24 protein-coding genes are annotated in these 26,091 nt (G+C 72.9%); 13 read left to right on the top strand and 11 right to left on the bottom strand.

Annotated features, from left to right (window positions below; genetic code table 11):
* Nucleotides 1-164 precede the first annotated feature (164 nt).
* From Q7L65_RS12860 to xylB, 7 genes are all read left to right on the top strand, one after another.
* Entirely contained in the window at nt 165-854 is a 690-nt protein-coding gene (locus Q7L65_RS12860) for a TetR/AcrR family transcriptional regulator (protein WP_304721707.1), read from the top strand.
* Nucleotides 851-2,131, top strand: coding sequence for an acetyl-CoA C-acetyltransferase (locus tag Q7L65_RS12855; RefSeq protein WP_304721706.1), 1,281 nt, complete (start codon nt 851-853; stop codon nt 2,129-2,131). The genes Q7L65_RS12860 and Q7L65_RS12855 overlap by 4 nt, the downstream gene beginning before the upstream one ends.
* A gap of 3 nt (nt 2,132-2,134) precedes the next feature.
* On the top strand, nt 2,135-3,550 hold the full coding sequence (locus Q7L65_RS12850; protein WP_304721705.1) for a 3-oxoacyl-ACP reductase: 1,416 nt from the start codon (nt 2,135-2,137) through the stop codon (nt 3,548-3,550).
* A 1-nt stretch (nt 3,551) separates the two neighbouring features.
* Nucleotides 3,552-4,514 carry a MaoC family dehydratase gene (locus tag Q7L65_RS12845; protein ID WP_304721704.1) on the top strand — a complete coding sequence of 321 codons (963 nt, stop codon included), beginning with the start codon at nt 3,552-3,554 and terminating at the stop codon, nt 4,512-4,514.
* Nucleotides 4,515-4,531: 17 nt separating this feature from the next.
* The gene (locus tag Q7L65_RS12840) at nt 4,532-5,827 is read left to right on the top strand and encodes an acyl-CoA dehydrogenase family protein (RefSeq protein WP_370552558.1); all 1,296 of its coding nucleotides are present in this window, start codon (nt 4,532-4,534) and stop codon (nt 5,825-5,827) included.
* Between the two features lie 14 nt (nt 5,828-5,841).
* Nucleotides 5,842-7,062: an acyl-CoA dehydrogenase family protein gene (locus tag Q7L65_RS12835; RefSeq protein ID WP_304721700.1), complete on the top strand. Its 1,221-nt coding sequence runs from the start codon at nt 5,842-5,844 to the stop codon at nt 7,060-7,062.
* 279 nt (nt 7,063-7,341) lie between these two features.
* Complete coding sequence (gene xylB / locus Q7L65_RS12830; protein ID WP_304721698.1) at nt 7,342-8,856, top strand: xylulokinase; 1,515 nt, start codon at nt 7,342-7,344, stop codon at nt 8,854-8,856.
* Here the strand turns inward: xylB and Q7L65_RS12825 are convergent.
* The 6 genes from Q7L65_RS12825 to Q7L65_RS12800 form a co-directional block, all read right to left on the bottom strand.
* A complete protein-coding gene (locus Q7L65_RS12825) occupies nt 8,853-9,644 on the bottom strand; it encodes a peptidase E (protein ID WP_304721696.1) in 792 nt (263 codons plus the stop codon). The two genes, xylB and Q7L65_RS12825, sit on opposite strands and share 4 nt — an antisense overlap.
* A complete protein-coding gene (locus Q7L65_RS12820; RefSeq protein ID WP_304721695.1) occupies nt 9,641-10,384 on the bottom strand; it encodes a peptidase E in 744 nt (247 codons plus the stop codon). The genes Q7L65_RS12825 and Q7L65_RS12820 overlap by 4 nt, the downstream gene beginning before the upstream one ends.
* 87 nt (nt 10,385-10,471) lie before the next feature.
* On the bottom strand, nt 10,472-11,818 hold the full coding sequence (locus Q7L65_RS12815; protein ID WP_370552557.1) for a cytochrome P450: 1,347 nt from the start codon (nt 11,816-11,818) through the stop codon (nt 10,472-10,474).
* A gap of 10 nt (nt 11,819-11,828) precedes the next feature.
* The gene (locus Q7L65_RS12810) at nt 11,829-12,167 is read right to left on the bottom strand and encodes a hypothetical protein (RefSeq protein WP_304721694.1); all 339 of its coding nucleotides are present in this window, start codon (nt 12,165-12,167) and stop codon (nt 11,829-11,831) included.
* A 10-nt stretch (nt 12,168-12,177) separates the two neighbouring features.
* The gene (locus Q7L65_RS12805; protein WP_304721693.1) at nt 12,178-14,568 is read right to left on the bottom strand and encodes an MMPL family transporter; all 2,391 of its coding nucleotides are present in this window, start codon (nt 14,566-14,568) and stop codon (nt 12,178-12,180) included.
* Nucleotides 14,569-14,608: 40 nt separating this feature from the next.
* Nucleotides 14,609-15,340, bottom strand: coding sequence for a Bax inhibitor-1/YccA family protein (locus tag Q7L65_RS12800; protein ID WP_304721692.1), 732 nt, complete (start codon nt 15,338-15,340; stop codon nt 14,609-14,611).
* A 119-nt stretch (nt 15,341-15,459) separates the two neighbouring features.
* Here Q7L65_RS12800 and Q7L65_RS12795 point away from each other — a divergent pair, with 119 nt between their 5' ends.
* Genes Q7L65_RS12795 through Q7L65_RS12785 form a run of 3 tightly spaced genes read left to right on the top strand, consistent with a single transcriptional unit; the run spans nt 15,460 to nt 17,227 of the window.
* Entirely contained in the window at nt 15,460-16,209 is a 750-nt protein-coding gene (locus Q7L65_RS12795) for a hypothetical protein (protein ID WP_304721691.1), read from the top strand.
* Between the two features lie 48 nt (nt 16,210-16,257).
* The gene (gene budA / locus Q7L65_RS12790; protein ID WP_304721689.1) at nt 16,258-17,046 is read left to right on the top strand and encodes an acetolactate decarboxylase; all 789 of its coding nucleotides are present in this window, start codon (nt 16,258-16,260) and stop codon (nt 17,044-17,046) included.
* A 4-nt stretch (nt 17,047-17,050) separates the two neighbouring features.
* Entirely contained in the window at nt 17,051-17,227 is a 177-nt protein-coding gene (locus Q7L65_RS12785; protein ID WP_304721687.1) for a hypothetical protein, read from the top strand.
* Nucleotides 17,228-17,262: 35 nt separating this feature from the next.
* On the opposite strand, the gene Q7L65_RS12780 is transcribed toward Q7L65_RS12785, so the two are convergent.
* Nucleotides 17,263-18,831, bottom strand: a complete 1,569-nt coding sequence (locus tag Q7L65_RS12780; protein WP_304721684.1) for a helix-turn-helix transcriptional regulator — start codon at nt 18,829-18,831, stop codon at nt 17,263-17,265.
* A gap of 60 nt (nt 18,832-18,891) precedes the next feature.
* Nucleotides 18,892-19,500 (bottom strand): TetR/AcrR family transcriptional regulator, encoded by a 609-nt coding sequence (locus tag Q7L65_RS12775; RefSeq protein ID WP_304721682.1) that lies wholly within the window; start codon nt 19,498-19,500, stop codon nt 18,892-18,894.
* Between the two features lie 80 nt (nt 19,501-19,580).
* Here Q7L65_RS12775 and Q7L65_RS12770 point away from each other — a divergent pair, with 80 nt between their 5' ends.
* Nucleotides 19,581-21,155: an MFS transporter gene (locus Q7L65_RS12770; protein WP_304721681.1), complete on the top strand. Its 1,575-nt coding sequence runs from the start codon at nt 19,581-19,583 to the stop codon at nt 21,153-21,155.
* A gap of 42 nt (nt 21,156-21,197) precedes the next feature.
* On the opposite strand, the gene Q7L65_RS12765 is transcribed toward Q7L65_RS12770, so the two are convergent.
* Nucleotides 21,198-22,520: an NAD-binding protein gene (locus Q7L65_RS12765; RefSeq protein WP_304721679.1), complete on the bottom strand. Its 1,323-nt coding sequence runs from the start codon at nt 22,518-22,520 to the stop codon at nt 21,198-21,200.
* Between the two features lie 241 nt (nt 22,521-22,761).
* On the bottom strand, nt 22,762-23,475 hold the full coding sequence (locus Q7L65_RS12760; protein ID WP_304721677.1) for a hypothetical protein: 714 nt from the start codon (nt 23,473-23,475) through the stop codon (nt 22,762-22,764).
* 110 nt (nt 23,476-23,585) lie between these two features.
* On the opposite strand from Q7L65_RS12760, the gene Q7L65_RS12755 reads away from it, so the two are divergent.
* Entirely contained in the window at nt 23,586-24,215 is a 630-nt protein-coding gene (locus Q7L65_RS12755) for a TetR/AcrR family transcriptional regulator (RefSeq protein ID WP_304721676.1), read from the top strand.
* Nucleotides 24,215-24,547, top strand: coding sequence for a hypothetical protein (locus tag Q7L65_RS12750; RefSeq protein WP_304721674.1), 333 nt, complete (start codon nt 24,215-24,217; stop codon nt 24,545-24,547). The genes Q7L65_RS12755 and Q7L65_RS12750 overlap by 1 nt, the downstream gene beginning before the upstream one ends.
* A gap of 2 nt (nt 24,548-24,549) precedes the next feature.
* On the opposite strand, the gene Q7L65_RS12745 is transcribed toward Q7L65_RS12750, so the two are convergent.
* Nucleotides 24,550-26,070: an MFS transporter gene (locus Q7L65_RS12745; RefSeq protein WP_304721673.1), complete on the bottom strand. Its 1,521-nt coding sequence runs from the start codon at nt 26,068-26,070 to the stop codon at nt 24,550-24,552.
* Nucleotides 26,071-26,091: the final 21 nt, after the last annotated feature.

The following is a 26,091-nucleotide window of genomic DNA, read 5'->3' as shown; positions in this document are numbered from 1 at the left end:
AGAGGCCCGCCGGCAAGTCTTTCGACGCGTCGGTCAGAAACCTGACCGATCGTGGTTTCAGCTTGCCTCGCGGCAAGTACTACGCGATGTCGTAGTCATTTCGCAGAGCGAAATCGCACCCGCTCGACATCTCCTACTGGCATATAAATTTATACGTGGGTAATATGAACGCCATGGTCCAGTCGACCACAGCGCAGACCCGCTCCCGACTGCCGCGCGCCGAGCGCGAGCTGCAGCTCCTCGACATCGCGCACGGCTGCTTCGCCGAGCGCGGCTACGGCGCCGTCACGATGGACGAGGTCGCCGCGCAGGCGGGCGTCACCAAGCCCCTGCTGTATGCCTACTTCGGCAACAAGGAGCGGCTCTATCGCGCCTGCATGGAGCGGGCCGGCGAGGCGATGCTGGCGGCCGTCGGCGCGGCCGTCGCCAGCGCCTCCGGCCCGGCCGAGGCGCTGCGCGACGGCCTCAAGGCGTTCTTCGCCTTCGTCGACGGCGACCGCGACGCCTGGCGCGTGCTGTTCGACGAGACGCTCCCGGCCGGCGGCGAGCTGGGCCGCTCCGTCGCCGACTACCGCGCGCGGCTCGTCGCGCTCGTCGCGCAGACGCAGCTGGCGCTGATCCCCGCGCCCAACCGCGAGCGAGCGGCGACCGAGGTCGAGGCGCTCTCCAACGCGCTGCTGGGCGCGGCGGAAGGTCTCGCGCGCTGGTGGCTGCGAACCGGCGCGATGCCGCCGCGCGACGCCGCCGAGCTGCTCGTCGCGACCGTCGAGCCGGGCCTGCAGGCGCGCGCCGCGCTGAGCGGCCACCCCACCGCTTCAGACGCACCCCCGAACAGACACCAAGGAGCATCATGACCGCCGGTCCCCCCCGTCGCGTCGCCGTGATCGGCGGCAACCGCATCCCCTTCGCGCGCTCCAACAGCAACTACGCGAAGGCCTCCAACCAGGACATGTTCACGACCGCGCTCGACGGTCTCGTGACCCGCTTCGGCCTCGAGGGCGAGCGGCTCGGCGAAGTCGTCGCCGGTGCGGTGCTGAAGCACAGCCGCGACTTCAACCTGACGCGCGAGTCGGTCCTCGGCAGCCGCCTCTCCGCCGAGACGCCCGCGTACGACGTCCAGCAGGCGTGCGGCACCGGCCTGCAGGCGATCAACCTCGTCGCTGCGAAGATCGCGCTCGGGCAGATCGACGCCGGCATCGCGGGCGGCGTCGACACGACCTCCGACGCGCCGATCGCCGTCAACGAGGACCTGCGCCAGATCCTGCTCGACGCCAACCGCGGCCGCTCGACGCAGGACAAGCTGAAGCCGTTCCTGCGGCTGCGGCCCGGCCAGCTCGCGCCGGCCCCGCCGCGCAACGAGGAGCCGCGCACCGGCCTCTCGATGGGCGAGCACCAGGCCCGCACCGCGGCCGAGTGGGGGATCACGCGCGAGGCGCAGGACGAGCTGACCGAGCGCAGCCACCACAACCTCGCCGCCGCCTACGAGCGCGGCTTCGAGGACGACCTCGTCAGCCCCTACCTCGGGCTCGAGCGCGACCAGAACCTGCGTCCGGACACGAGCGTCGAGAAGCTCGCGAAGCTGAAGCCCGTCTTCGGCGGCAAGGACGGCACGATGACGGCGGGCAACTCGACGCCCCTGTCCGACGGCGCATCCGTGGTCCTGCTCGGCAGCGAGCAGTGGGCGGCCGAGCGCAGACTGCCGGTGCTGGCCCGCTTCGTCGACGCCGAGACCGCCGCGGTCGACTACGTCAACGGCCGCGAGGGCCTGCTGATGGCGCCCGCCTACGCGGTGCCGCGGCTGCTGCAGCGCAACGGCCTGACGCTGCAGGACTTCGACTACTACGAGATCCACGAGGCCTTCGCCTCGCAGGTGCTGTCGACGCTGAAGGCGTGGGAGGACCCGGCCTTCTGCACGCAGCGGCTCGGGCTCGATGGGCCGCTCGGCTCAATCGACCGCGACAAGCTCAACGTCAACGGCGGCTCGCTCGCGGCCGGCCATCCCTTCGCCGCCACCGGCGGCCGCATCGTCGCCGGCCTCGCGAAGGCCCTGCACGAGCGCGGCAGCGGTCGCGGCCTGATCAGCGTCTGCGCGGCCGGTGGCATCGGCGTCGTGGCGATCCTGGAGGCATAGACCATGTCAGCTGACCGCTACACGAACCTCATCAACACGCCGATCGGCAGAATCATCCAGAAGCAGGTCGGGCTGCCGGCGCCGGTCCCGCTGAAGCGCTTCAGCCCCGGCGACCCCGTTGTCGACGGCCGCGTGCTGCTGGGCGGCGCGCCGGGCGGGCGGCTCGCGAGCGCGCTCGCGAAGACGGTCGCGGAGATCGGCGCCGAGGCCTCGACGCCGCTGCGCGAGGATCTCCGCGCCGCCGCCGCCGAGGCCGGTCTCGACGCCGGCCCGTGGACGCCCGCCGCCGCCGAGACGCAGCGCTACGGCGCGCTCGTCTTCGACGCGACCGGCATCACCGAGCCGGGCCAGCTCGACGAGCTGCACGCCTTCTTCAAGCCGACGGTCCGGCGCGTGCAGCGCTGCGGCCGGCTCGTCGTGCTCGGCACGTCGCCCGCGCAGGCGAGAACACCCGCCGAGCAGATCGCGCAGCGCGCGCTGGAGGGCTTCACGCGCGCCGCCGCCAAGGAGCTGAAGGCCGGCGCGACCGCGCAGCTCGTCTACGTCGCGCCCGGCGCGGAGGATCAGCTCGCCTCGACGCTGCGCTTCCTGCTGTCGTCGAAGTCGGCGTACGTCGACGGCCAGGTGATCCACGTCGGTCCCGCCGGCGCGGTGCCGGCGCTCGACTGGGAGCAGCCGCTGGCCGGCAAGGTCGCGCTCGTGACCGGCGCCTCGCGCGGCATCGGCGCCGCGATCGCGGCGACGCTCGCGCGCGACGGCGCGCACGTCGTCGGCCTCGACGTGCCGGCGCTGGAGAGCGATCTCAACGCCGTCGTGGGCGCGCTCGGCGGCTCGTCCCTGACGGCCGACATCACGGCCGACGACGCCCCGGACCAGATCGCCGCCTCTCTGAAGCGAGAGCACGGCGGCGTCGACGTCGTCGTCCACAACGCCGGCATCACGCGCGACAAGACGCTCGGGCGGATGGACGAGGAGCGCTGGAACAGCGTCATCCAGGTCAACCTCGCCGCCGTGCAGCGGATCACCGACGCGCTGATCGCGGGCAGAAGAAGAGCGGTCCTCAACGAGGGCGGCCGCATCGTCTGCGTCGCCTCGATAGCGGGCATCGCGGGCAACTTCGGGCAGACCAACTACGCCACCTCGAAGGCCGGCGTGATCGGCCTCGTCGACGCCTACGCGCCGCTGCTGGCGCAGCGCGGCGCGACGATCAACGCCGTCGCCCCGGGCTTCATCGAGACGCAGATGACGGCGAAGATCCCGTTCGCCACGCGCGAGGCCGGCCGGCGCATGAACTCGCTCTCGCAAGGCGGGCTGCCGGTCGACGTGGCGGAGGCGATCGCCTACTTCGCCAGCCCCGCCTCGACCGGCGTCACCGGCAACACCGTGCGCGTCTGCGGCCAGAGCCTGCTGGGAGCCTAGGATGGCGAAATCTGCGCCCAAAGGGCTTGATTCCGTCGGAAGAACTCGCCTTGGGGCTCGCTCTTCCAGCTCCACGCGCAGACTGAGCGGGCCGCCCGGCACGCTCGGCCTCTACGCGAAGGCCGCGCTGCCGCTGATCCCCGGCGCCTCGCAGCTGCCGTTCGTCGCCGGCGCCGGCGGCAAGATCCCGAGAACGGTGCTGACGCTCGACGGCGTCAGCACCGACCGCGACCAGCTCGCCGCCTACGACCGCGTCTGCGGCTTCACGCTGCGCGACGAGCTGCCCTCCACGTTTCTGCACGTGCAGGCGTTCCCGCTGCACATGGCGCTGATGACCGACGGCGCGTTCCCGTTCGGCGCGGTCGGCCTCGTGCACCTGCGCAACCGCATCACGCAGCTGCGCCCGGTTCGCGCCGAGGAGACCTACGACCTGCGCGTCCACACGATGCCGGTCCAGCCGCACGCGAAGGGCAAGATCTTCACGATCGTCAGCGAAGCCCGCGTCGGCGGCGAGCTGGTCTGGCAGGACGCCAGCACGATGCTGCGGCGCGGCAACGGCACCCCTGACGCCGATGCCGCCGCGCCGGGAGATCGGCGCCAGCCGATCTCCAAGGCAATTGGCGCCAGCCAATTGCCCTTCGTCGCCGAGTGGCGGCTGAAGGAGGACCTCGGCCGCCGTTACGGCGCGGCGTCGGGGGATCGCAACCCGATCCACCTGCACGCCTACAGCGCGAAGCTGCTCGGCTTCCCGCGCGCGATCGCGCACGGCATGTGGACGAAGGCGCGCTGCCTCGCGGCGCTGGAGCCGACGCTGCCGCGCGCCTACGTGGTCGACGTGACCTTCAAGCGGCCGATCCTGCTGCCGGGCAAGGTCGCGTTCGCGGCTGAAGATGGCCGCTTCGCGGTCCGCAATCCGAGGGACACCACCAAGATCCATCTGGAAGGGAACGTGATCGCCGCATGAGCGTCGCAGACCGCAGCATGGGCCTGGGGCTGCGCGCCCTCGGCCGTTTCGCAGGGTTGGACCTGGTCGACAGACTGGGCATCCGCAAGCAGGCGGAGGGCGTCGTCTACCGCGCCACGCGCGACGGCTTCCGCGCCGTCGGCGCCGCCAACCGCACCTTCAAGCAGGTGCAGCCCAATGGCAAGAAGCCAGCCCGCCTGAAGCCCTCCGGCAGCGGCCTGTTCGATCTGACCCCGTCCGACGAGCAGCAGATGCTCGGCGAGGCGTTCGGCGAGTTCGGCGCCGAGAGACTGCGCCCGAACGCGCTCGCCGCCGACGCGGCAGCCGCCGCGCCGCCGCAGCTGCTGGCCGAGGCGGCCGAGCTGGGCCTGACGATGCTCGGCGTGCCGGAGGAGCTGGGCGGCGCCGTCAGCGAGCGCTCGGCGGTCACGACCGTGCTCGCCGCCGAGGCGCTCGCGCACGGCGACATGGGCCTCGCCGTCGCGGCGCTCGCGCCGGCCGGCGTCGCGACCGCGCTGTCGCTGTGGGGCGACGCCGAGCAGCAGGGCACGTACCTGCCCGCGCTGATCGGCGACGAGGTTGCCGTCGCGGCGTTCGCCGTGCACGAGCCGAGACCGCTGTTCGACCCGTTCGAGCTGTCGACGACGGCGCGCATCGACGGCGCCGACTACGTCCTCTCCGGCGTCAAGTCGTTCGTGCCGCGGGCGGCGGAGGCGCAGCTGCTGATCGTCGCCGCCAGAATCGCCGGCCACGGTCCGGGCCTGTTCCTCGTCGAGACGAAGTCCGACGGCGTGCTGGCGAAGCCCTCGCCCGGGATGGGCGTGCGCGCCGCGGCCTTCGGCGAGGTGCTGCTGGAGGACGTGCGCGTGCCGGCCAGAGCGCTGCTCGGCGACGGCTCACCGGCCGTCTACGCCGAGGCGATCCGCCGCGCGCGGCTCGCGTGGTGCGCGCTCGCGGTCGGCACCGGCAGAGCGGTGCTCGACTACGTGATCCCGTACGTCAACGAGCGCGTCGCGTTCGGCGAGCCGATCTCGCACCGCCAGTCGGTCGCGTTCGCGGTCTCCAACATCGCGATCGAGCTGGAGGGGCTGCGCCTGGCGACGCTGCGCGCCGCCGCCCGCGCCGACCTCGACAAGGAGTTCGCGCGCGAGGTCGCGCTCGCCCGTCACCTGGCGAGCGAGAAGGGGGCGTGGATCGGATCCGAGGGCGTCCAGCTGCTCGGCGGCCACGGCTACATCAAGGAGCACCCGGTCGAGCGCTGGTACCGCGACCTGCGTGCCGTCGGCGTCGTCGAGGGCGCGCTGCTCGTCTAGGAGATCTGAGACCAATGACGATGAATCTGGAAGTCCCGAAGAAGTTCCTCCCGCTGGTCGGGCAGGCGCACCAGGTGGCGGAGGAGATCTTCCGCCCGGTGTCGCGCAAGTACGACCAGGAGGAGCACGCCTACCCGAGAGAGCTGGACATGCTCGCGGCGCTGCTCGACGGCATGAACGACGGCTCCGACATGGGCGGCGGCGCCGGTGCCGGCGGCGTGCGACGGCAGGAGGGCGGCAACGGCGAGGTCCGCAACGGCTCCAACATGTCGACCGCGCTCGGCATCATCGAGCTGTGTTGGGGCGACGTCGGGCTGCTGCTGTCGATGCCGCGCCAGGGGCTCGGCAACTCGGCGATCGCCTCGGTCGCCAACGACGAGCAGCTGGAGCGCTTCAGGGGCAAGTGGGCCGCGATGGCGATCACCGAGCCGGAGGCCGGCTCGGACTCGGCCGCGATCCGCACGACCGCCGTGCTCGACGAGGAGACCGGCGAGTACGTCCTCAACGGCGAGAAGATCTACGTCACGTCCGGCGAGCGCGCCGACCTCGTCGTCGTGTGGGCGACGCTCGACCGCAGCCTCGGCCGCGCGGCGATCAAGTCGTTCGTCGTCGAGCGCTCCAACCCCGGCATGATCCTCGACCGGCTGGAGCACAAGCTCGGCATCCGCGCCTCCGACACGGCCGCGTTCCGGCTGGAGAACTGCCGCGTCAAGCCGGAGAACCTGCTGGGCTCGCCCGAGGTCGACGTCAAGAGAGGCTTCGCGGGCGTCATGCAGACGTTCGACAACACGCGCCCGCTCGTCGCCGCGATGGCGGTCGGGCTGACGCGCGCCTGCCTGGAGCAGACGAAGGAGCTGCTCGCGGAGGCCGGCGTCGAGGTCGACTACGACAAGCCCGCGCAGTCGCAGCACGCGGCCGCGGCGGAGTACCTGTCGATGGAGGCCGACTACGAGGCCGCGCGGCTGCTGACGCTGTCGGCGACCTGGATGGCGGACAACTCGAAGCCCAACTCGCTGCAGGCGTCGTACGCGAAGGCGAAGGCGGGGCGCACCTGCGTCGACGTCGCGCTGCGCTGCGTGCGTCTGGCGGGCAGCCGCGGCTACGGCGAGGAGCTGCTGCTGGAGAAGTGGGCCCGCGACGGCAAGATCCTCGACATCTTCGAGGGCACCCAGCAGATCCAGCTGCTGATCATCGCCCGGCAACTGCTCGGCAAGAGCTCCTCGGAGCTCAGATAGGACGCCGAGAAGCACGCGGCTTTCGGGGGGCGTGCCCCCTTTCAGGCCGCGTGAGGGCGAGCGTGGGGCGTGCCACCCCCGCTCGCATTCGAGGCAGGGCGGCCCGGCGTGCTGGTGGTGCGGATCGCGCCGGGCCGTCCCCTCGCCCCGCCTGCTTGAAAGGCTGTTCCTGCGCCGCCCCGCAGGAGCAGCCTTTCAAGCAGGAACCTTGCTCACGGGACGGTTCGCCGCGAAGATCCTCGCGATGGCCGTCTCGACCCACCGCTGCCCGGCGATCTGATGTCCGCCCGCCTCGTCGGCCTCGACGTCGGCACCTCCTCCCTCAAGGGGCTTGTGCTCTCCGAGGAGGGGCGCGTGCTCGCGCAGGCGTCGCGCGACTACCCGGTCGCGACGCCGCGGCCCGGCTGGGCGGAGCAGGATCCCGAGCTGTGGTGGGAGGCCGCGCAGGCGGTGCTGGCGGAACTGGACGCGCCGCGCGCCGATGCGATCGGTCTCGCCGGTCAGATGCACGGCCTCGTCGCGCTCGACGCGGGCGGCCGCTCGCTGCGTCCCGCGATCCTCTGGAACGACGCGCGCACCGGCGCGCAGTGCGCGGAGATCGAACGGCGGGTCGGCGTCGAGCGGCTCGTCGCGCTGACCGGCAACCGCGCGCTCGCCGGCTTCACCGCGCCGAAGCTGCTGTGGATGGCCGAGCACGAGCCCGATCTCCACGCGCGGATCGCGTCGATCCTGCTGCCGAAGGACTACGTGCGGCTGCGCCTCACCGGCGAGCACGCCAGCGACGTCGCCGACCTGTCGGGAACGCTGTTGCTCGACGTCGCCGCCCGCGACTGGAGCGCCGAGCTGCTCGATGCGCTCTCGATCCCGCGCGAGTGGCTGCCGCGAGTGCTGGAGTCGGCCGAGGTGAGCGGCGTCGCCTTCACGGGCGGCTCGGACTCGCTCGCAGGCGGCTCGGCTCGGCATGACCGCTCGGGCGGCGTCCCGGTTGCGGCCGGTGCTGGTGACCAGGCCGCCGGTGCCGTCGGCGTCGGCGCGCTCGGATCCGGCGGTCCGCTCTCGCTCGTCCTCGGCACCTCCGGCGTCGTCTTCGGCGGCGAGGACGCGTATCGCTTCGATCCCGACGGGCGCGTGCACGCGTTCTGCCATGCGCTGCCCGGCACCTGGCACACGATGGGCGTCGTGCTGTCCGCGGGCGGTGCGCTCGCGTGGCTGCAGCAGGCGCTCGGCGACGCGTCGATCGAGGCGCTGCTGCAGGAGGCCGCCGCGGTCGCGCCCGGGGCCGACGGCGTGCTGTTCGCGCCCTACCTCGCCGGCGAGCGTACGCCGCATCCCGACCCCGACGTGCGCGGCGGCTTCGTCGGCCTCTCGCTCCAGCACGGCCGCGGCCAGCTCGTGCGCGCCGTGCTCGAAGGCGTGGCGTTCGCGCTGCGCGAGTCGCTGCTGCTGGTGGACCCGCAGCGCACCCGCACCGTCGCGCGCGTCTCCGGCGGCGGCGCTCGCTCGCCGCTGTGGCTGGAGATCGTCGCCGCCGTGCTCGACCTGCCGCTGGAGCTCTGCGCCGTCACCGAGGCCGCCGCCCAGGGCGCCGCACTGCTCGGCGGCGTCGCCGCCGGGCTCTTCCCCGACGTCCACACCGCCGCCCGCGCAACCGTTCGCCTCGAGCGCACCGTCACGCCGCGCCGCGACTGGGTCGAGACCTACGGACCGCTCGCCGCGCGCTACGCCGAGCTGTATCCGGCACTCCATCCACTTGCCGGGTCGCGTGAGCGTGGTTCGCTCACGCGACCCGGCTAGTTGCGGCGCATTCCGTAGCGCAGATCCCGCAGCTCGCGGATGTCGTCGCTGACGGGCTGGTCTATCGGGCTCTTCGAGACGCCGGTGCCGAGCAGCACCGGCTCGATCCGGTGGCGCACGAGCTGGCCGGCGACCGCGTCGACCCTCAGGGCCGCCGTGCCGGGGCGCGAGGTCACGACCTTGACCATCTTCGTGCCGGCGAACTGCAGCGCGACGCCGTCGTCGGCGGCCCAGCCGCCGGGCAGCTCGCCGGATCTGACGGCTGCGAGCCAGACGGGAAGCCGCTCGGGCTCGCCGTCGGCGTGGACGCTGAAGGAGCCGGGCAGCATGCCCATGCCGTTGATCACCTCGGGCGGTCCGCCGGAGCGCGTGATGCCGCCCTGGAACCAGCACATCGCGCCGGCGCTGAGGCCGACGAGCACGATCCCGCGTCTCCACGCCTCGACGAGCAGCTCGTCGAGGCCGTGCGCGGTCCAGATCGCCAGCAGGTTGCGCATCGAGCCGCCGCCGACGTAGAGCACGTCCTGCTCCAGCACGATGTCCGCGAGCGAGCGCGCGGAGCCGTGGCGGCGGAACAGCGACAGGTGCGTCGCCGAGCACATCCGCCCGAAGCGACCGTAGAACGAGGTGATCTGCGCGGTCGGGTCGCCGGAGGCGGTCGGCAGGAACAGCACCCTCGGCTCGGGCCCGTCCGTCAGCGACAGGATGTAGTCGTCGAGGGCGGGGTTGTCCGGCTCCATCGTGAAGCCGCCCCCGCCCATCGCGAGAATCGTCGGCTGGTTCCTCACGCTACGGCCGTCAGCATGTCCGGCATACGCTCTCCAAGATACCGGGCGTTCAGCGGCGCCTCGAGGATCTCGCCGTCGGCCGGCTCGACGCGGTACGCCTGCGCCTTCGGCCGCGAGCTGACGACGTGGCGCAGCTGGCGGTGCTCGAAGTGCAGCGCCGCGCCGTCGTCGGCCGCGTAGCCGGGCCGCACGCCGTCGCCGATGAAGCGCCTGTACTCCTCGCGCCGCTCCGGCTCGCCGTCGTAGTGGACGCAGTTGGAGTACGGCAGCAGCCCGAGCCCGCGCACGACGCTCGGCGCGCCGTGGAACGCGGTGACCGCCTCCGAGAACCAGCACAGCGAGCCGGCCGAGAGCCCGCACAGCACGACGCCCTTGCGCCACGCGTTGCGCAGTATCCGGTCGATCCCGTGCGCTCGCCAGGCGCCCAGCAGCGACACGACGCTGCCGCCCCCGACGTAGATCACGTCCTGGTTCATCAGGTGCTCCTCGAGGTCGCCCTCGACGGCACCGCTGCCGCGGTCGCGGCGGAACAGCGAGATGTGAGAGGTGTCGCACGTCATCGAGAACGTGCGGTAGAAGCGCACCACATAGTGGTCCGCGTCGCCTGAGGCGGTGGGGACGAAGCACACGCGCGGCCGGCTCACTCCGGTGAGCGACAGCACATAGTCGTCCAACAAGGGGTTCCCGGCCTCCATCGAGAATCCACCTCCGCCGAAGGCCACGATGGTTGGGGGTCGCATGGTCGTCATGCAACGAGTATTCACCGCTGCGACCGCGGAATCTCTACGCAACAGTCCAGAGTTGACCGGACAGAAGGACAAGAAGGTTCAACTGGTGCTGCCGACGCGCACGACCCCGCCGTCGGCGGGCGTGAACGTGACGAAGCGGCGCGTGACGCGTTCGGGCGCCGCGTCGGTGCGCTCCAGCGCGGCGCGCGCGAGAATCGTCTGCAGCACCACGCGCATCTCGTACAGCGCGAACGAGGCGCCGAGGCAGCGGCGGATCCCGCCGCCGAACGGTATCCACTCGTAGGTGCCGGGCGTGCGGTCGAGGAAGCGCTCGGGTCGGAACGCCTCGGGCTCCGGGTACAGCTGGGGATCGCGGTGGATCAGCCAGATGTTCGGCGCGATGTTGACGCCCGCCGGCAGGTCCCAGCCGCCGAACGTCAGCGGCGCCTGCAGTCTGCGCACGACCGCCGGCACGACGGGCCGCAGCCGCAGCGTCTCCTTGATGACGGCGTCGAGGTACGCGTCGCCCGCGCCGTCGCCGGCCGCCGCCTCCTCGCGCAGCCGCGCGAGCACGTCGGGGTGGCGCGTGACGCGCTCCAGCGTCCACGCCAGCGCCGTCGCGGTCGTCTCGTGGCCGGCCAGCAGCAGCGTCATCAGCTCGTCGCGCAGTTCTCTGTCGGTCATCGGCGCGCCGTCCTCGTCGCGCGCCTCCAGCAGCAGCGAGAGGATGTCGTCGCGCGGCGGGCTGCCGTCGGCGGCCTCCGCGCGGCGGGCCGCGATCTCCTCGTAGACCATTCGGTCGCACGGTGCCAGCAGCCGCCGCACGCGGCCCCACGGCGTGCGCGGGCGCGCGCCCTGCGAGCTGGTGAACTGCAGCGCCAGCAGCCGCCGCGGCTGGCTCGTCGAGTCCAGCAGCGCGCGCAGCGGCGCCGACAGCTGCGCGATCCGCGCCGGCTCCTCGACGCCGAAGACGACGCGCAGGATCACCTCGAGCGTGATCGCCTGCATCGAGCGGTGGACCGCGAACGGCTCGCCGACCGGCCAGCGCGCGACGTGCTGCTCGGCAATCGCCCGCATCCGCTCGCCGTAGCCGCGCATCCGCTCGCCGTGGAAGGAGGGCAGCATCAGCCGGCGCTGGCGCAGGTGCTCGGGGCCGTCCAGCAGCAGCACCGAGCGCGGTCCCAGCAGCGGCTTCAGCACGACGTTGCCGGCGCCCGCGTGCAGCAGCGCCGGATCGCCCGTGAAGACCTCCTTGGCGACCGCCGGATCGCCGCAGACGACGACGGTGCGCTCGGCCGAGAGGCGGATCGTGAAGAGCGGGCCGTAGCGCTCGCGGCACTCCGGGATGAACGTCTCCGGCTGCAGCAGGAAGCGCGCGACCGTCAGCGGCCGCGGGCCGCTGGGGCCCGGCGGGAGCGTGCTGGTGTCGAGCGTCGCGGCGGAGATCGAAGCGACGCTAGCGCGACGCCGCGGCCGACACGCCGGTTGCGGGCGTCGACAGCCGGTCCACGCGCGCCCACACGATCGCGGCGACGAACGCCGACACGACGAGGACCGCCGGCCACGAGCCGATCGCTCTGCCGAGCGGGTGCGACAGCGCGAACGCGGCGAGGTAGGCGAGCACGAGCGCGACTCCGACCGCGAGCCCCTGCTCGCGCCGCCAGCGCAGCCCGCACCAGAGCGCGGCGAGGAACAGCACGATCCCCCCGAGCGCGCGCACGCCGGTCACGTCGGCGACCGCGAAGCCGAGCAGCAGCGAGCCGCCGGCGGCGATCCAGGTGGGGAGGCGCTGCACGCCCGAAAGGCTACCCGGAGACTCCCTGCAGCGGCGTCGTCGCGGGCGTCGCGTCGTCGCTCGAGGCCTTCGCGGCGCGCTCCTCGAACCATGCCTCGCCCTCGATCGAGAAGCGCGGCACGAAGCGCGCGACCTTGGCCGGGAACCACCACGCGCGCGGGCCCAGCAGCGACATCACGGCCGGCACCAGCAGGCAGCGGATGACCGTCGCGTCGACCGCGACCGCGGCCGCCATCCCGAGTCCGAACTGCTTGATCGTCGGGTTGCCGTTGAGCAGGAAGGCGCAGAAGACGGAGACCATGATCAACGCCGCCGCGGTGATCACGCGGGCCGTCCCGGCGAGCCCCTCGACGACCGACAGGTGCGCGTCGCCGGTCGCCTGCCAGCGCTCGCGCACGCGCGTCATCAGGAACACCTCGTAGTCCATCGAAAGGCCGAACAGGATCGCGAACATCATCAGCGGCACGAACGAGACGATCGGCGCGGCGCCGTCGACGCCGAGCAGCCGCGCGCTCCAGTCGTGGCTGAAGACGTAGGAGACGATGCCGAACGCGGCGCCGATCGAGAGCAGGTTCATCACGACCGCCTTCAGCGGCACGATCAGCGAGCGGAACGCCATCGTCAGCAGCAGGAAGGACAGCAGCAGCACGATCCCGATCACGAGCGGCAGGCGCTCGCCGATCTCGTCGGAGAGGTCGATGAAGCCGGCAGTCTGGCCGCCGACGAACGCCTTCAGCTCGCTCTCTCTCAGCACGCCGGGGATCGTCTCGGCGCGCAGCTCGCGCACGAGCCGCTCGGTCGCCTCGTCCGAAGGCGCCGTTCTCGGCGTCACGGTCAGCAGCGCGGCGTCGCCCCTCGGCGACGGCAGCGGCGGGCTGGCGGCGGCGACGCCGGGTGCTCTGGCGAGCGCGTCCTGGAGCGCTCTCAGCTGCGCAGCGGTGCGCGCGTCGAACGGGCTCGCGGCAGCGCCTCTCGCACCAGCCGCTCCGCTCGCGCTGTCGGCGCCCGCTCCCGGCAGCTCCACGGCCACCAGCAGCGGCCCGTTCACGCCGGGGCCGAAGCCCTCTGCGAGCAGGTCGTAGGCCTGGCGCGCAGTCGTCTCGCGCGGCAGCTGGCCGGTGTCGCTCTGGCCCAGCTCGAGCGTCGTCAGCGGCCAGGCGAGCGCGCCGATCACGACCAGCGCGACCACCAGCGGCGGCCACGGGCGGTCGGCGACGAAGTGCGCCCAGCGCAGCCACATGCCGGGCTTGACGATCGCCGCGGCGGACTCGGCGTGCGGCAGCGGCGCGTCCGGGTCGTCGCTCTCGCCCAGCCGCGGGCGCTGCTCGATCGCGGCGTCGGCGTGCATGACGGCGTGGCGGCGGCGGCCGGGCAGCGCGAGCGCGTCGATCTTCGGGCCGACGAGCGCGAGCGCGGCCGGCAGCAGCGTGATCGCGGCGGCGACCGCGACGACGACCGCGATCGCGGCGATGCAGCCGAGCTGCGCGACGATCGGGATCCCCGTCAGCAGCAGCGAGCAGAGCGCGATCACGACCGTGCCGCCGGCGAACACGACGGCGCCGCCGGCGGTCGCGACGGCGCGCGCGACCGACTCCTGCGGCTCGTGGCCGTCGGCGAGCTGCTCGCGGTGGCGCGTGACGATGAAGAGCGCGTAGTCGATCCCGACGCCGAGCCCGATCATCGTCGCCAGCGCCGGCGCGGTGCTCGGCACCTGCACGACGTGGGTCGCGAGCGTGATCAGCGAGAGGCCGGTCCCGAGCCCGAGGATCGCGGTCAGGATCGGCAGGCCCATCGCGACGACGGTGCCGAACGTGAACAGCAGCACGATGATCGCGGCCAGCAGGCCGATCGCGTCGGAGTCGGCCGAGCCGGGCTGCGACAGGTCGGCGCCGAGGTAGCCGCCGGCGGCGACGTCGAGCCCGTGCTCGCGCGCGACCGCCTCGGCCGTGTCGAACAGCGCCTGCGCCTGGTCGATCGTCAGTTCGGTCGGGCCGTCGCGCAGCGCCAGCGACAGGTAGCCGATCCGCCCGTCTCTCGCCAGCTGTGCCGCGCCGGCGGGTTCCAGCGGGCTGATCACCGACAGCACGGCGGGGTCGCGCTTGTAGGCGGCGACGAGTCTCTCGACCGCGGCGCGCTCGGCGGGATCGGTCAGCCGCGCGCCGTCGGCGGCGCGCAGCACGATCGGGTTGGTGCCGTTCTGCGCACCGGTCGAGAAGTCGCGGTCGAGCACGTTCGCCGCGTACTGGCTGCCGGTGCCCGGCAGCGAGGCGTTGTCGTTGGTCTCCGTCCCGAGTCTGCCCGCCAGCGTGCCGAGCCCGACGGCGACGACGAGCCAGCCGATCAGCACGAGCTTGCGGTGGCGGGCGCAGAAGCCGCCGAGGCGGTAGAGGAATCCGGTCATCGGCGGAGATGTCCTGTCGGGGGGAGTTGGGACGGACGGGTTACGAACGCAGCTGGCCGAGCAGGCGCAGCATCTCGAGGTAGAGCCAGACGAGCGTCACGAGCAGGCTGAAGGCGCCGAACCACTCCATCACCTTCGGCGCACCGGCTTGCGCGCCGCGCGTGATGAAGTCGAAGTCGAGCACCAGGTTGAGCGCGGCGACGCCGACGATCACGAGGCTGATCCCGATCCCCAGCGGCGAGGCGTCGTTGAGCGGCGAGACCTCCATGCCGAAGATCGACAGCACGATGCAGACGAGGTAGAAGAGGAAGATCGCGCCGGTCGCGGCGACCACGCCGAGCCGGAACTTGTCCGTCACCTTGATGATTCTCGTCTGGTAGACGACCAGCATCACGCCGGCCACGCCGAACGTCAGACCGGCCGCCTGCACGGCGATCCCCGGGTACTCCTGCTCGAACAGCGCGGTGATCGCGCCGAGCAGGACGCCTTCGACGAGCGCGTAGATCGGCGCGGTCCACGGCGACCACTGCGGCTTGAAGATCGTCGCGATCGCGACGCCGAGGCCGATCAGCGCCGCCGGCAGCATCACGGTGACGGCGACGTCCTGGTCGCCGTCGACCGCGCCGAAGACGGTCGCCCCCGCGATGAAGGCGATCAGCAGCAGCAGGAGCGTCTTGTCGACGGTGCCGCGGATCGTCATGGTGTCCGCGGCGCTGGCCGCGCTGCCGACACGGCCGAAGGCCTTCAGGGCCGGATTGCTGGTGGTGCGCATGGCCCGAGTATCGGCCGCAGGTGGTCAGTGCTGAAGGGCAGATCGCACGCAGACCTTCAGTCCGGGCGGTGATCCGCCGACTACCAGCACGATGCTTGGCAAAACTTCTAGGAGGCGACGTGTCGACGAGTAGCGTGCCGGGCGGGCAGCCGCCGGCCAGTGGAGCGGGTCAGTCCCCCAACGGGCCGGGCGCCGGCGAAGGCCGCAGCTTTGGCGCAGGAGTGCTCGCCGCGGTCGCCGTCGCGGTGCTGGTGATCGCCGGCGTCGGCGGTTACCTGATCGGACACAGCAGCGGCGACGACGAGGGCACCAAGTCCGGGCAGCAGGCCGGCTACAGCGCGGGCGAGAGAGCCGGCTTCTCCAGAGGCCAGGCCGAGGTCCAGGCCCAGTACGCCAGAGGCGCCGACGGCTACAAGGCGATCTACGACGTCGGCTACAGAGCCGGCACCGTCCGCGGCATGCGCGCGGGGCTGAAGTCCGGCACGGCGCAGGGCGAGAGAGCGGGCCAGAAGGTCGGCTTCGACCAGGGCGACAGAGTCGGCGTCACGACCGGGCAGACCGAGGGCGTCAGGCAGGGCGCCGCGGCGGTGCTCGGCGGCTTCGGCAGCTGGACCGACGGCGCGTACTACATCGTCACGGTCGGCCAGACCTCGACCACCGGCGTGCCGTACACGATCACCAGCCGCACGCAGGTCGATCCCGGCACGAACTACAAGCTGTGCAACAACGGCGGCGCGCAGATCTGCCAGACGCCGGTCACGGCCGCGCAGGTCAACGGCAACGGCAACGGCAACGGCAACGCGCCGCAGGCCAGCACCGCCGAGGACGGCGGCGGCGCGGGCGATCCCAACGGCGACAACGGCAACTAGCCAGCGATCGCAACACGCGGGTCGGTCGATCGTTCAGGATCACAGGCGATGGCGATCGACCCGCAGCTGATCGAACTGCTTCACCTCGAAGCGGTTCGCCACGCCGCGCTCGGCGAGGAGCGCGCCGCGCACGTCGCGTTCCAGACCTCGACGCTCGCGGCGCTGCTCGACGGCGCCTACGACGGTGACCTGACGATCGGCGAGCTGCGCCGCCACGGCGACCTCGGCCTCGGCACCTTCGACGCGCTCGACGGCGAGATGGTCGTCGTCGACGGCGAGGTCTGGCGGGCGCGCGTCGACGGCACGATCGAAGCGGTGCGCGACGACGAGTGCACGCCGTTCGCGGTCGTGACCCCGTTCAGCGCCGACGCGACGGTCGCGGTCGACCGCGAGCTGTCGCACGACCAGCTGCTGGCGCTGGCGACGGCCCAGGCCCCGCCCGGCTCGCGGATGCAGGGCCTGCGCTTCGACGGCCGCCTCGCCGCAGTCCACGCCCGCTCGGTCCCGCCCCAGCGCAAGCCCTACCTGCCGCTTGCCGAGGCGGCGAAGTCGGCACAGGACTTCATGCTGGAGGAGCGCGACGGCACGCTCGTCGGCTTCTGCTTCCCCGCGTTCGCGAGCGGGATCGAGCTGGCCGGCTTCCACCTGCACGCGATCACCGCCGATCGCACCCGCGGCGGCCACGTCCTCGGCGCCCGCGTCGGCCCCGGCGTGCTGCAGGTCGGCGCGCTCACCGACCTGCACATGGAGCTGCCGCCCGGCGTGGAGCTGCCGGACGGCCGTGCGAGCGCGGCCGACGCCGCGGCGCTCGACCGGCTCGAGAACGACCCGCGCTGAGCAGTTGGCACGGCGCGACCATGCCGGTCGCAACGGCCCACGAGCGGCCGCCGCCTTCATGCGCTCGCACGTCCAGCGCAGCGCCCTGGTCGTGCGCGAGCGCGTCGGCGAGGCGCTCGCGCGGATGTTCGAGGCGTCCGAGGTGCCGGCGCCCGGATCGAACGGCGCGTCGCTGCGCTGACGCGCGGCGCGCCGGTCGGCGTCGAGCGGCGCCGGCTAGTCGTGCCGCTCGCCTCCCGCGCGCTCGTCCAGCGCCGTTGCGAGAGCAGTGCGGCGGGTCACGCCGAGGCGGGCGAAGGCGACGCGCAGGTGGGTGTTGACCGTGTGCTCGCTGATCCCGAGCTGGCCCGCGACCTGGCGGTTGGTCGCCCCCTCCGCGACCAGCCGCGCGATCTCCAGCTGGCGCGGCGTCAGCCCGTAGGCCTCGGTCGAGGGCGGCTCGTCGTCGCGGCCCCCGAGCGCGCGCCGCTCGCGCAGCGCCTGCTCGGCGCGGGCGTGGGCGCCGAGCCCGCGCGCGACCTCCTCGGCCTCCGCAAACCGCTCGGCCGCGACCTCGGGCGCGCCGAGCGCGGCCTGCGCGCGGCCGGCCAGCAGCGTCGCGCGTAGCTCCAGGAGCCTCGACGGCGCCCGCCGCGCCTGCTCGGCGGCGCCGGTCGCGCGCGCCTCGGCGTTGATCGGGCGGTCGTCGGCGAGCGCGACGAGCGCCGCCGCGCTGCCCGCGACGGCCGCGCCGAGCGGCCGCTGCGCGAACGCCAACTGCTCGAGCGCCTGCAGCTGCACGTGCGCATCGTCGGCGTCGTCGCGTGCGACCGCGCACTGCACGCCCGCGTCCAGCAGCACCGAGCGCGCCTGCGGCAGCAACCGTGCGAGCCGCTGCGGCGTCGTCGCGGCCGTGACAAGCGCCGCCCCGCGTTCGGCGTCGCCGGCGTTGAGCAAGGCGGGGCCGGCCGCCCAGGCGGCGATCGCGTCGAGCGTCGCGCGCAGCTCCCCGTTGCGCGCGTCCGTCGGCGCCACGCTCGCGTCCGGTCGTGCGCTCGCGTCCGTCGGCGTTGCGTCGCCGGGCTGTGCGCCTTCATCGGTCGGCGCGTCCGCGGTCGAGCGTCCGCCGCCGCCCGCCTGCGCCCGCAGCTCCAACAGTCGCTCCGCCGCTGCCAGCGCAGCAGCGCGTTCGCCGCGGGCGCTCAGCTGCTGGACCTGCGCGGCGAGCGCGATCGCCAGCAGCGCCGGGTCGCCGCAGTCGCGCGCCTGGGCGAGCGCGTCGCGGGCGGTTCTCGCCGCGCCGGTGAGGTCGCCCGCGAGCGTCGAGACGATCGCGCGCAGCACCAGCACGGGCAGCGCGATCTGCGGCGGCTCGTCGCCACCCGCCAGCACCGCCGCGCGCGCGAGTCGGTCGCGCGCCGTGCGCACGTCGCCGAGCGCCGACCAGTCGACGACCGCCAGCCACAGCAGCGCGACGCGCCGCTCGGCCGGCGGGCCGGTCGCGACGCGCGCCAGCAGCGTCGTGGCGCTGGCGCGATGGCGCGCCGCCGCGGCGAGGTCGTCGTCGGCGCCGAGCGCGGCGGCAAGCTGCGCCTGGGCGGTCGCGGCGGCCAGCGTCGCGCGCTGCTCGCGCGCCGCGGCCAGGGCCGCGCTGGCGCTCTCGCGCAACTGGCGCACGGCGTCGGCGTACGGCGCACCGCAGGTTCCAGTGAGCGCATGCGCAAGGCGCTGATGCCCCACGCTGCCTGCCGTCAGCGCGGGTCCTGCGGGGCCGCCGTCCATCGCCGGGGCATCGTAGACCGGCACCGATCGCGACCTGCCGATGGTCTGAAGACCTGTGTGACATTTGGGCGCGCAGGCGCTGGTTCAGCGTACTGCGGGGTCGTCTCTGTCACCCGCGCTCGGCGCCGCGAACGCCGCGATCAGCGTCGCGGCCAGCAGCTGCTGCGCCTCCGCCGCGTCGAGCTGCTCGGCGAGGACCGCCTCGATCGCGCCGGTGGCGAGGCTGCGCAGCGCCCGCAGCTGCCACGCCGGCGGCAGCTCCGCGCGCGTCTCGCCGCGCGCCTGCGCCACCTCGATCCAGCGCAGCAGCGGGTCGTCGCCGGCCGTCAACGCGGCCTCGCCGAGCACGGTCTGGTCGTAGCCGGCGAGGAAGCGGAAGCGCTGACCGAGCGCGACCGCGTTGCGCGCGACCGCCCGCATCACCTGCTCCAGGCCGGGATCGCCGGCGGTCGCCTCGCGCGCGGCCGCGTCGGCCTCGCGCGCGACCAGCTCGAAGATCGCGCGCAGCAGCTCCTCGCGGCTGGGGAAGTGGCGGTAGACGGTCGTGCGCGTCAGCCCCGAGGCGTCGGCGACCTCGCGCATGCTGGCCTCCGGATCCGCGGACAGCACGCGCATCGCCGCCGCGATCACGGCGTCGCGGTTGCGGCGGGCGTCCGCGCGGGCAGACGGAGGTGGTGGCGGGTCGGTCGTCATCGTGAAGGATCGAAACGTTACGGTGTGTCACACTTCCGCGGAACGGTCGCCGCTCTCCCCCAACCATCTCAGGTCGCCCCATGAACTCAGCAGTCGACGCGGCTCCGCTCACGCGCACGAGCGGGCGCGACAATCCTTGGCTCACGCTCGCCGCCGTCGCGCTCGGCGTGATGATGGTCGCGCTCGACGGCACCGTCGTCGGCGTCGCGAACCCGACGATCGCCGCCGACCTCGACGCGTCGCTGGCTGGTCTGCAGTGGGTCACCAACGGCTATCTGCTCGCGCTCGCGGTGCTGCTGATCGTCGGCGGCAAGCTCGGCGACCGCTTCGGTCGCAAGAAGGTCTTCCTCGCCGGGATCGTCGGCTTCGCGCTGACCTCGCTGCTGTGCGCGCTGGCGACGTCGATCGGCGTGCTCGTCGCCGCGCGCGTGCTGCAGGGCGTCGCCGGCGCGCTGCTGATGCCGAACACGCTCGCGCTGCTGCGCGCGGCGTTCCCGCCGGCCGAGCTGAACCGCGCGGTCGGCATCTGGGGCGGCGCGAGCGCGCTCGCCGTCGCGTCCGGCCCGATCGTCGGCGGCCTGCTCGTCGAGCACGTCTCGTGGGAGTCGATCTTCCTGCTGAACCTGCCGCTCGGCCTGATCGCGGCGACGGTGACGCTGCGGTGGGTGCGCGAGTCGAAGGACGAGACGCACGTCGGCTCCTTCGACATCCCCGGCGTCGGGCTGCTGTCGGGCGGGCTGTTCCTGTTGATCTGGGGCGTGATCAAGGCGCAGGACCACGGCTGGGGATCGGCGTACGTGATCGTCTGCTGCGGCGCGGCGCTGGTCGTGCTGGTGCTGTTCGTGCTGTGGGAGGCGCGCACGAGCGATCCGCTGCTGCCGCTGGAGCTGTTCAAGAACCGCTCGCTGTCGGCCGGCGTCGTGCTCGTCGTGACGGGCTTCTTCGCGCTCTTCGGGATCCTCTTCTTCGTCGGCCTGTATCTGCAGAACGTGCACGGCTACAGCCCGGTGCAGACCGGCGTGCGGCTGTTGCCGCTGACGGCGACGTTCACGATCAGCGCCCCGCTCGGCGGTCTGTTGACGGAGAGGTTCGGCCCGCGCGTGCCGCTCTGCCTCGGGATGCTGATCCTGGCCGGCTGCTTCCTCGCCCTGACCGGCCTGGAGGTCGACTCCGGCTACGGCAGCCAGTGGCCGTTCTACCTGCTGATCGGCGTCGCGATGGGGCTCGTGATCGTCGCCTCGACGGAGGCGATCGTCGGCAACGCGCCGGTCGAGCGCGGCGGCCTCGCGGGCGGCCTGCAGTCGACGGCGAACCAGCTCGGCGGCGTGCTCGGCACGGCGGTGCTCGGCTCCGTGATCGTCTCCGGCGTCGGCTCGGTGCTGGCCGGCAACCTCTCCGACGCGGGCGTCCCGGCCGCGGCGGCGAGAGCGGTCGAGGGTCAGACCGAGCTGATCGCCCAGGGCGTCGCGCCGGTCACGCCGGACATGCCCGCCGAGCTGTCGCGCCAGATCACCGACGCGTCGCTCAACGCGTTCATGAGCGGGCTTCACACGGCGATGTACGTCAGCGCCGTGCTGGCGTTGATGAGCGCCGGGATCGCGCTGCTCGTCAGACGCGGCCACGGCGCCGCCGACGGCGTCGCGGTTCACGTCTGAGCGCGACGCGGGCGCCGCGCTCGACGGCCTGAGCGGCGAACGTCAGGCCTGGGCGGCAGCGGCGGGCGGCGGGAAGCGTTCGATCCCGCCGCCGGTCGTCTCGATGTAGGTCTCGCCGAGGTGGATGAAGGCGTGCGCCAGCTCGTGGCCGATCGCGGTCGCGGCGACGGCGGCGGCCGCGACGCGGTCGAGGTCCTGCGCGACGCCGATCGGGAACAGCGCGGCGGTCTCGCGCGTGACCTCGTTTGAGCCCGCGCGCAGCACCGTCCGCAGCCCCGGCTCGACGGCGAGCGCGGCGACGCTGATCGAGATGTTGGCCAGCTCGTCGCTTGTGACCGCCGCGAGCGCCCGCGCGCGGCCGAGCGAGAGTCGCTCCAGCACGTAGCGGTCGCCGCCGCGACCGATCACGACCGGCAGCTTCAGCCCGCGCGCGAGCGCGACGTTCGGGGCGTTCGGATCCTGCTCGACGGCGACGGTGTCGATCCCGAGCGCGCGCAGCTCGAGGCAGAGACGGAAGCCGACCTGCCCGAGGCCGGCGACGATCACGTGGTCGGTGCGCGGGATCGTGCGCGTGCCGAAGATCCCGGTCAGGCGGCGGTTGAGCACCCGGTTCACGAGCGCCGCCGTGAAGACGGCCGTCAGCACCAGCGCGAGCGTCATCGACGCGATCCCGTACAGCTGCGCCCAGACCGAGCCGTGCTCGAAGAAGCCGCTCGGCCCGACCGTCGTGATCGCCTTCGTCGCCTCGTAGAGCGCGGCGACGAGCGTCTCGTGGTCGGTCGCGAGCGCGAGCAGCGTCTCCAGCAGCGCGAGCCCGAGCAGGCCGAAGAGCGAGACGAGCAGCAGGTAGGAGGCGCGGTCGGGCGGGCGGAACTGCGCCCGCAGCCTGCGCTCGATCCGCCGCGCCGCGCTCGGCCGGTGGTGCGGGTAGGGCGCGACGTGCGGCCGTTCGTCGGCACCGTCGCGCACGCCGATCAGCTCGTCGCCGTCGGTGCGGTGCAGCGCGACCAGCGAGGGATCGACGCACGGCCCGACGATCGCGCCGACCGACGCGTCCGCCATCGAGACGACGTTGCAGTTGGGGATCGCGCGGATCAGCTGGTCGGCGACGGTGCGGTCGAAGATCGTCACGACCAGCCGCACGCCCGGCCGCAGGTACTCGATCAGCAGCGCGTCGCGCAGCGCGCGGATGTCGTCGCGGTTGATCACGACCGCCGCCTGCGTGTCGTGCACGAGCGTGCGCCGCAGCTCGCGATCGGCTGGCCGTCGCAGCAGCCGCACGTTCTGCCCCGCCGCCTCCAGCGCGCTCCGTACCCCGTCCGCGAGCGTCCCCTCGCCGATCACCAGATACGGGGCCGCCGTCATGGAGGGAGGATAGGCGTGCCTCCAAGCCGCGCCGGCGCGCGGCGCAGCACGCCGGCTACGGGCGAGTCGCCGGAGCCGGCTCCGGCAGCTAGGTACAGCGTCATTCCGGTCCGCGGTCCGCGATCACGATCTCCGCCGCGCTCGGTCCCGCGCCGCTGAGAGCGACCGGCTGGGGAGCACCGGCTTACACCCGCTCCAGCGGACGCGGCCGGTCTCCACGAGTCTGGCGATCCCGGATCCGTCAGGCCCGCGAGGTGCCCGGAGCCGGGAGCTGGTCCGGTCTCGGGGAGGGGATCTGCGGGGTCGGGCCGGGGATCGTGGGGGTCGGTGGCGGCGGGGTCGGCGGGGGCGGGCATTCGGTCACGTCGATCTGCCAGGCGGCGGCCGCGGCGCGGGGCATGCGGCAGCCGGGCTGGACGCCTCTCGCGGTGCCGGTCCAGTGGTCGCCGCCGTCGTAGCGGAACTCGTCTATCCAGACCGTCTGTCTGCCCTCTGCGGTCCCCTCCGTCCAGGCGACGAACGCCCAGACGCCCTCGTCGCCGCAGTCCGCGAGCAGGATGTGGTCGTCGTCGATCGGCACGACGGAGCCGTCGGGCGTCTGGCGCTCGGCGGTCGTCTGGATCTGCGTGCGCTGGGCGTCGGTCGGCTCCGGCACGACGCACGGACCCGAGCGCGTCCCGACCGGCACGCCGCCGGGCACGAAGCCGGTCGGCAGCGCCGGGCCCGAGGCCGCGTACTCCAGTCGTGCCTCGGCGCCGATCTCACGTCCTCTGCCGCGCTCCAGTCGCAGCGCGGGCGGCGACCAACGTCTCGGCGCGCCCGGCGTCGTCGCGGTCGTCCCGTGCGGGATCGTCGCGCCGAAGTCGTCGCCGCCACCGCCGCAGCCGGCGAGGACGAGCGCGGACACCGTCGCGAGCGCCAGTGCCGGAACGCGCACGCGCACGCGCAGAGCCATGGCGCGTGTACGCGCACGCCGCAGCTGTGGCGACCGCTTCATCTCGCAGACCCTAACGCCTGGCGCGCCTTCGCTCCCAAGCGTGCGCTTGGTGAGTTAGGCTTGTGGATATGGCACAGAGACTGGAGCGGACGCCGGTGCCTGGCAGACGCAAGGCCGAGGTGCTCGGACTTGCCGCGGAGCTGTTCGCGCGTGACGGCTACGCGTCGACGACGGTGCGCGACATCGCTGACGCGGCGGGGATCCTGTCGGGCAGCCTCTACCACCACTTCCCCTCCAAGGAGGCGATCGCCGACGCGATCATCAGCCCGCTGCTGAGCGAGGTGCTGACCTCCTACGAGGCGATCGTCGCCGCCGGCGGCCCGCCGCGGGAGGCGTTCGAAGCGCTCGCGAACGCGTCGTTGATGGCGTTGGAGCGCCATCGTGCTGCGGCCGTCGTCTACGAGCAGGACCGCCGCCAGCTCGCGGCCCTCCCGCGGCTGGCCCACCTCGCCGACGCGGAGCGCACGATCGAGCGGGCGTGGACGACCGTGCTCGAGCGCGGCATCGCTGACGGCGAGTTCCGCGGCGGGCTGGACGCGCGGATCGCCTACCACCTGATCCGCGAGACGATCTTCTCGGTCGCCCGTTGGCACGTCCCGGGCGAGCAGCCCGACCTGGAGCGGATCAGCGACCAGTACCTGCGGATCCTGCTCGACGGGGTCGTGCGGGCGAAGCGCAAGAAGGAGCGCAGGGACTGATGGACGACGGGCACGCGATCGCCTACAAGGCGCTCAAGCGCGGGACGCTCGTGCGCGACAGCGAGGGCGCCGAGATCGGCAAGGTCGCGCGCGTGCAGGACAACGTGCGCGAGAACATCTTCGACGGGATCGTCGTCGACACGCGCGAGGGCAAGCGCTTCGTCGACGCGCCCGAGGTCGGCCGCATCGCCGAGCGCGCGGTCACGCTGACGATCACCGCCGCCGAGGTCGCGATGCTGCCCGTCCCGAGACCGCGGATGCTGCAGCGCCTGGAGCAGGCGAAGCTCGTCCGCCGCGCCAGACGCACCGCGCGCGACCTGCGCGACCGCTGAGCCTACGTCGCCGCCGCCGGCGCGGCCGGCCCGCTCGACGACGTCCCCTTGCGGTCCGAGCCGGCCGCCTCCTGCTCGGCGTCCTCCGCCGTCAGCGGCTTGGCGATGTTCTCCAGGCTCTGGCGCTCTGCTCTGACCGCGAGGAAGGCGGCGACGAGGCCCGCGGCGATCATCAATATCGCGCCGATCACGAACGCGAGCGCGACGTCGTTGACCTTGCCGGTCTCCGTCAGGCGCGAGAAGACCTGCGGGCCGGTGATGCCGCCGACCGCGGTGCCGACGGCGTAGAAGAACGCGATCGCCATCGCGCGCGTCTCCATCGGGAAGATCTCGCTGACGGTCAGGTAGGCCGAGCTGGCGCCGGTCGAGGCGAAGAACAGCACGACGCACCAGCACAGCGTCATCGTCGTCGCGGTCAGCACCTCCTGCTTGAAGAGGTAGGCGGTCACCAGCAGCAGCACGCCGGAGACGATGTAGGTGCCGGAGATCATCACCTTGCGCCCGACCGAGTCGAACAGCGGGCCGAGCAGCAGCGGCCCGACGAAGTTGCCGACCGCGATCGCGGCGAAGTAGTAGCCGGTGTCGCCGGAGGGGACGTCGAAGAAGGTGATCAGGATCGTCGCGTAGCCGAACGTGATCGCGTTGTAGAGGAACGCCTGCCCTATGAAGAGCGACAGCCCGAGCACGGTCCGCTTCGGATAGAGCTTGAAGACCGTTCTCGCGATCGTGCCGAAGCCGATCGAGCGGCGCTGGCGGATCGTGATCGTGCTGTCGGGCTCCGGCAGCTCCTCGCCGGTCTCCTCGCGCACGCGCCGCTCGGCTTCGGCGACGATCGCCTCCGCCTCCTCCTCGCGGCCGTGGATCATCAGCCAGCGCGGGCTCTCCGGCACGTGCCGGCGGACCAGCAGGATCACGACCGCGAGTATCGCCCCGAGCGCGAACGTCAGCCGCCAGCCGACGTTGGCCGCGAAGATGCTCTCGTCGAGGAAGAAGACGGACAGGAACGAGCCGATGAACGCGCCGATCCAGAAGCTGCCGTTGATGACCAGGTCGACGCGGCCGCGCACGCGGCTGGGGATCAGCTCGTCGATCGCGGAGTTGATCGCCGCGTACTCGCCGCCGATGCCGAAGCCGGTCAGGAAGCGGCAGGCGAAGAACCACAGCGGATCCATCGAGATCGCCGTCAGCGCGGTCGCGAACAGATAGACCCCGAGCGAGACGAGGAACAGCTTCTTGCGTCCCAGCCGGTCCGTCAGCCAGCCGAAGAAGAGCGCGCCGCAACAGGCGCCGGCGACGTAGAGCGAGGCGGCCAAGCCGCTGATCTGCGCGGCGCTGATGTCGAGCCCGGAGTCCGGTTCGGCGATCCGGCCGGCGACGTTGCCGACGATCGTGACCTCGAGTCCGTCGAGGATCCAGACGGTCCCGAGCCCGATCACGATCATCCAGTGCCAGCGCGACCACGGCAGCCGGTCGAGCCGTGCCGGGATCTGCGATCTGATCGTTCCCGTCTGAACGCTGCTCATCGCTCTCTCCTCCGCCGTCCC

The sequence above is a fragment of the Conexibacter sp. CPCC 206217 genome, assembly GCF_030646165.1.
Taxonomy (GTDB): Bacteria; Actinomycetota; Thermoleophilia; order Solirubrobacterales; family Solirubrobacteraceae; genus Conexibacter.
Note: the sequence above shows the minus strand (reverse complement) of the source record. Positions and strands in the feature narration are given on the sequence as shown.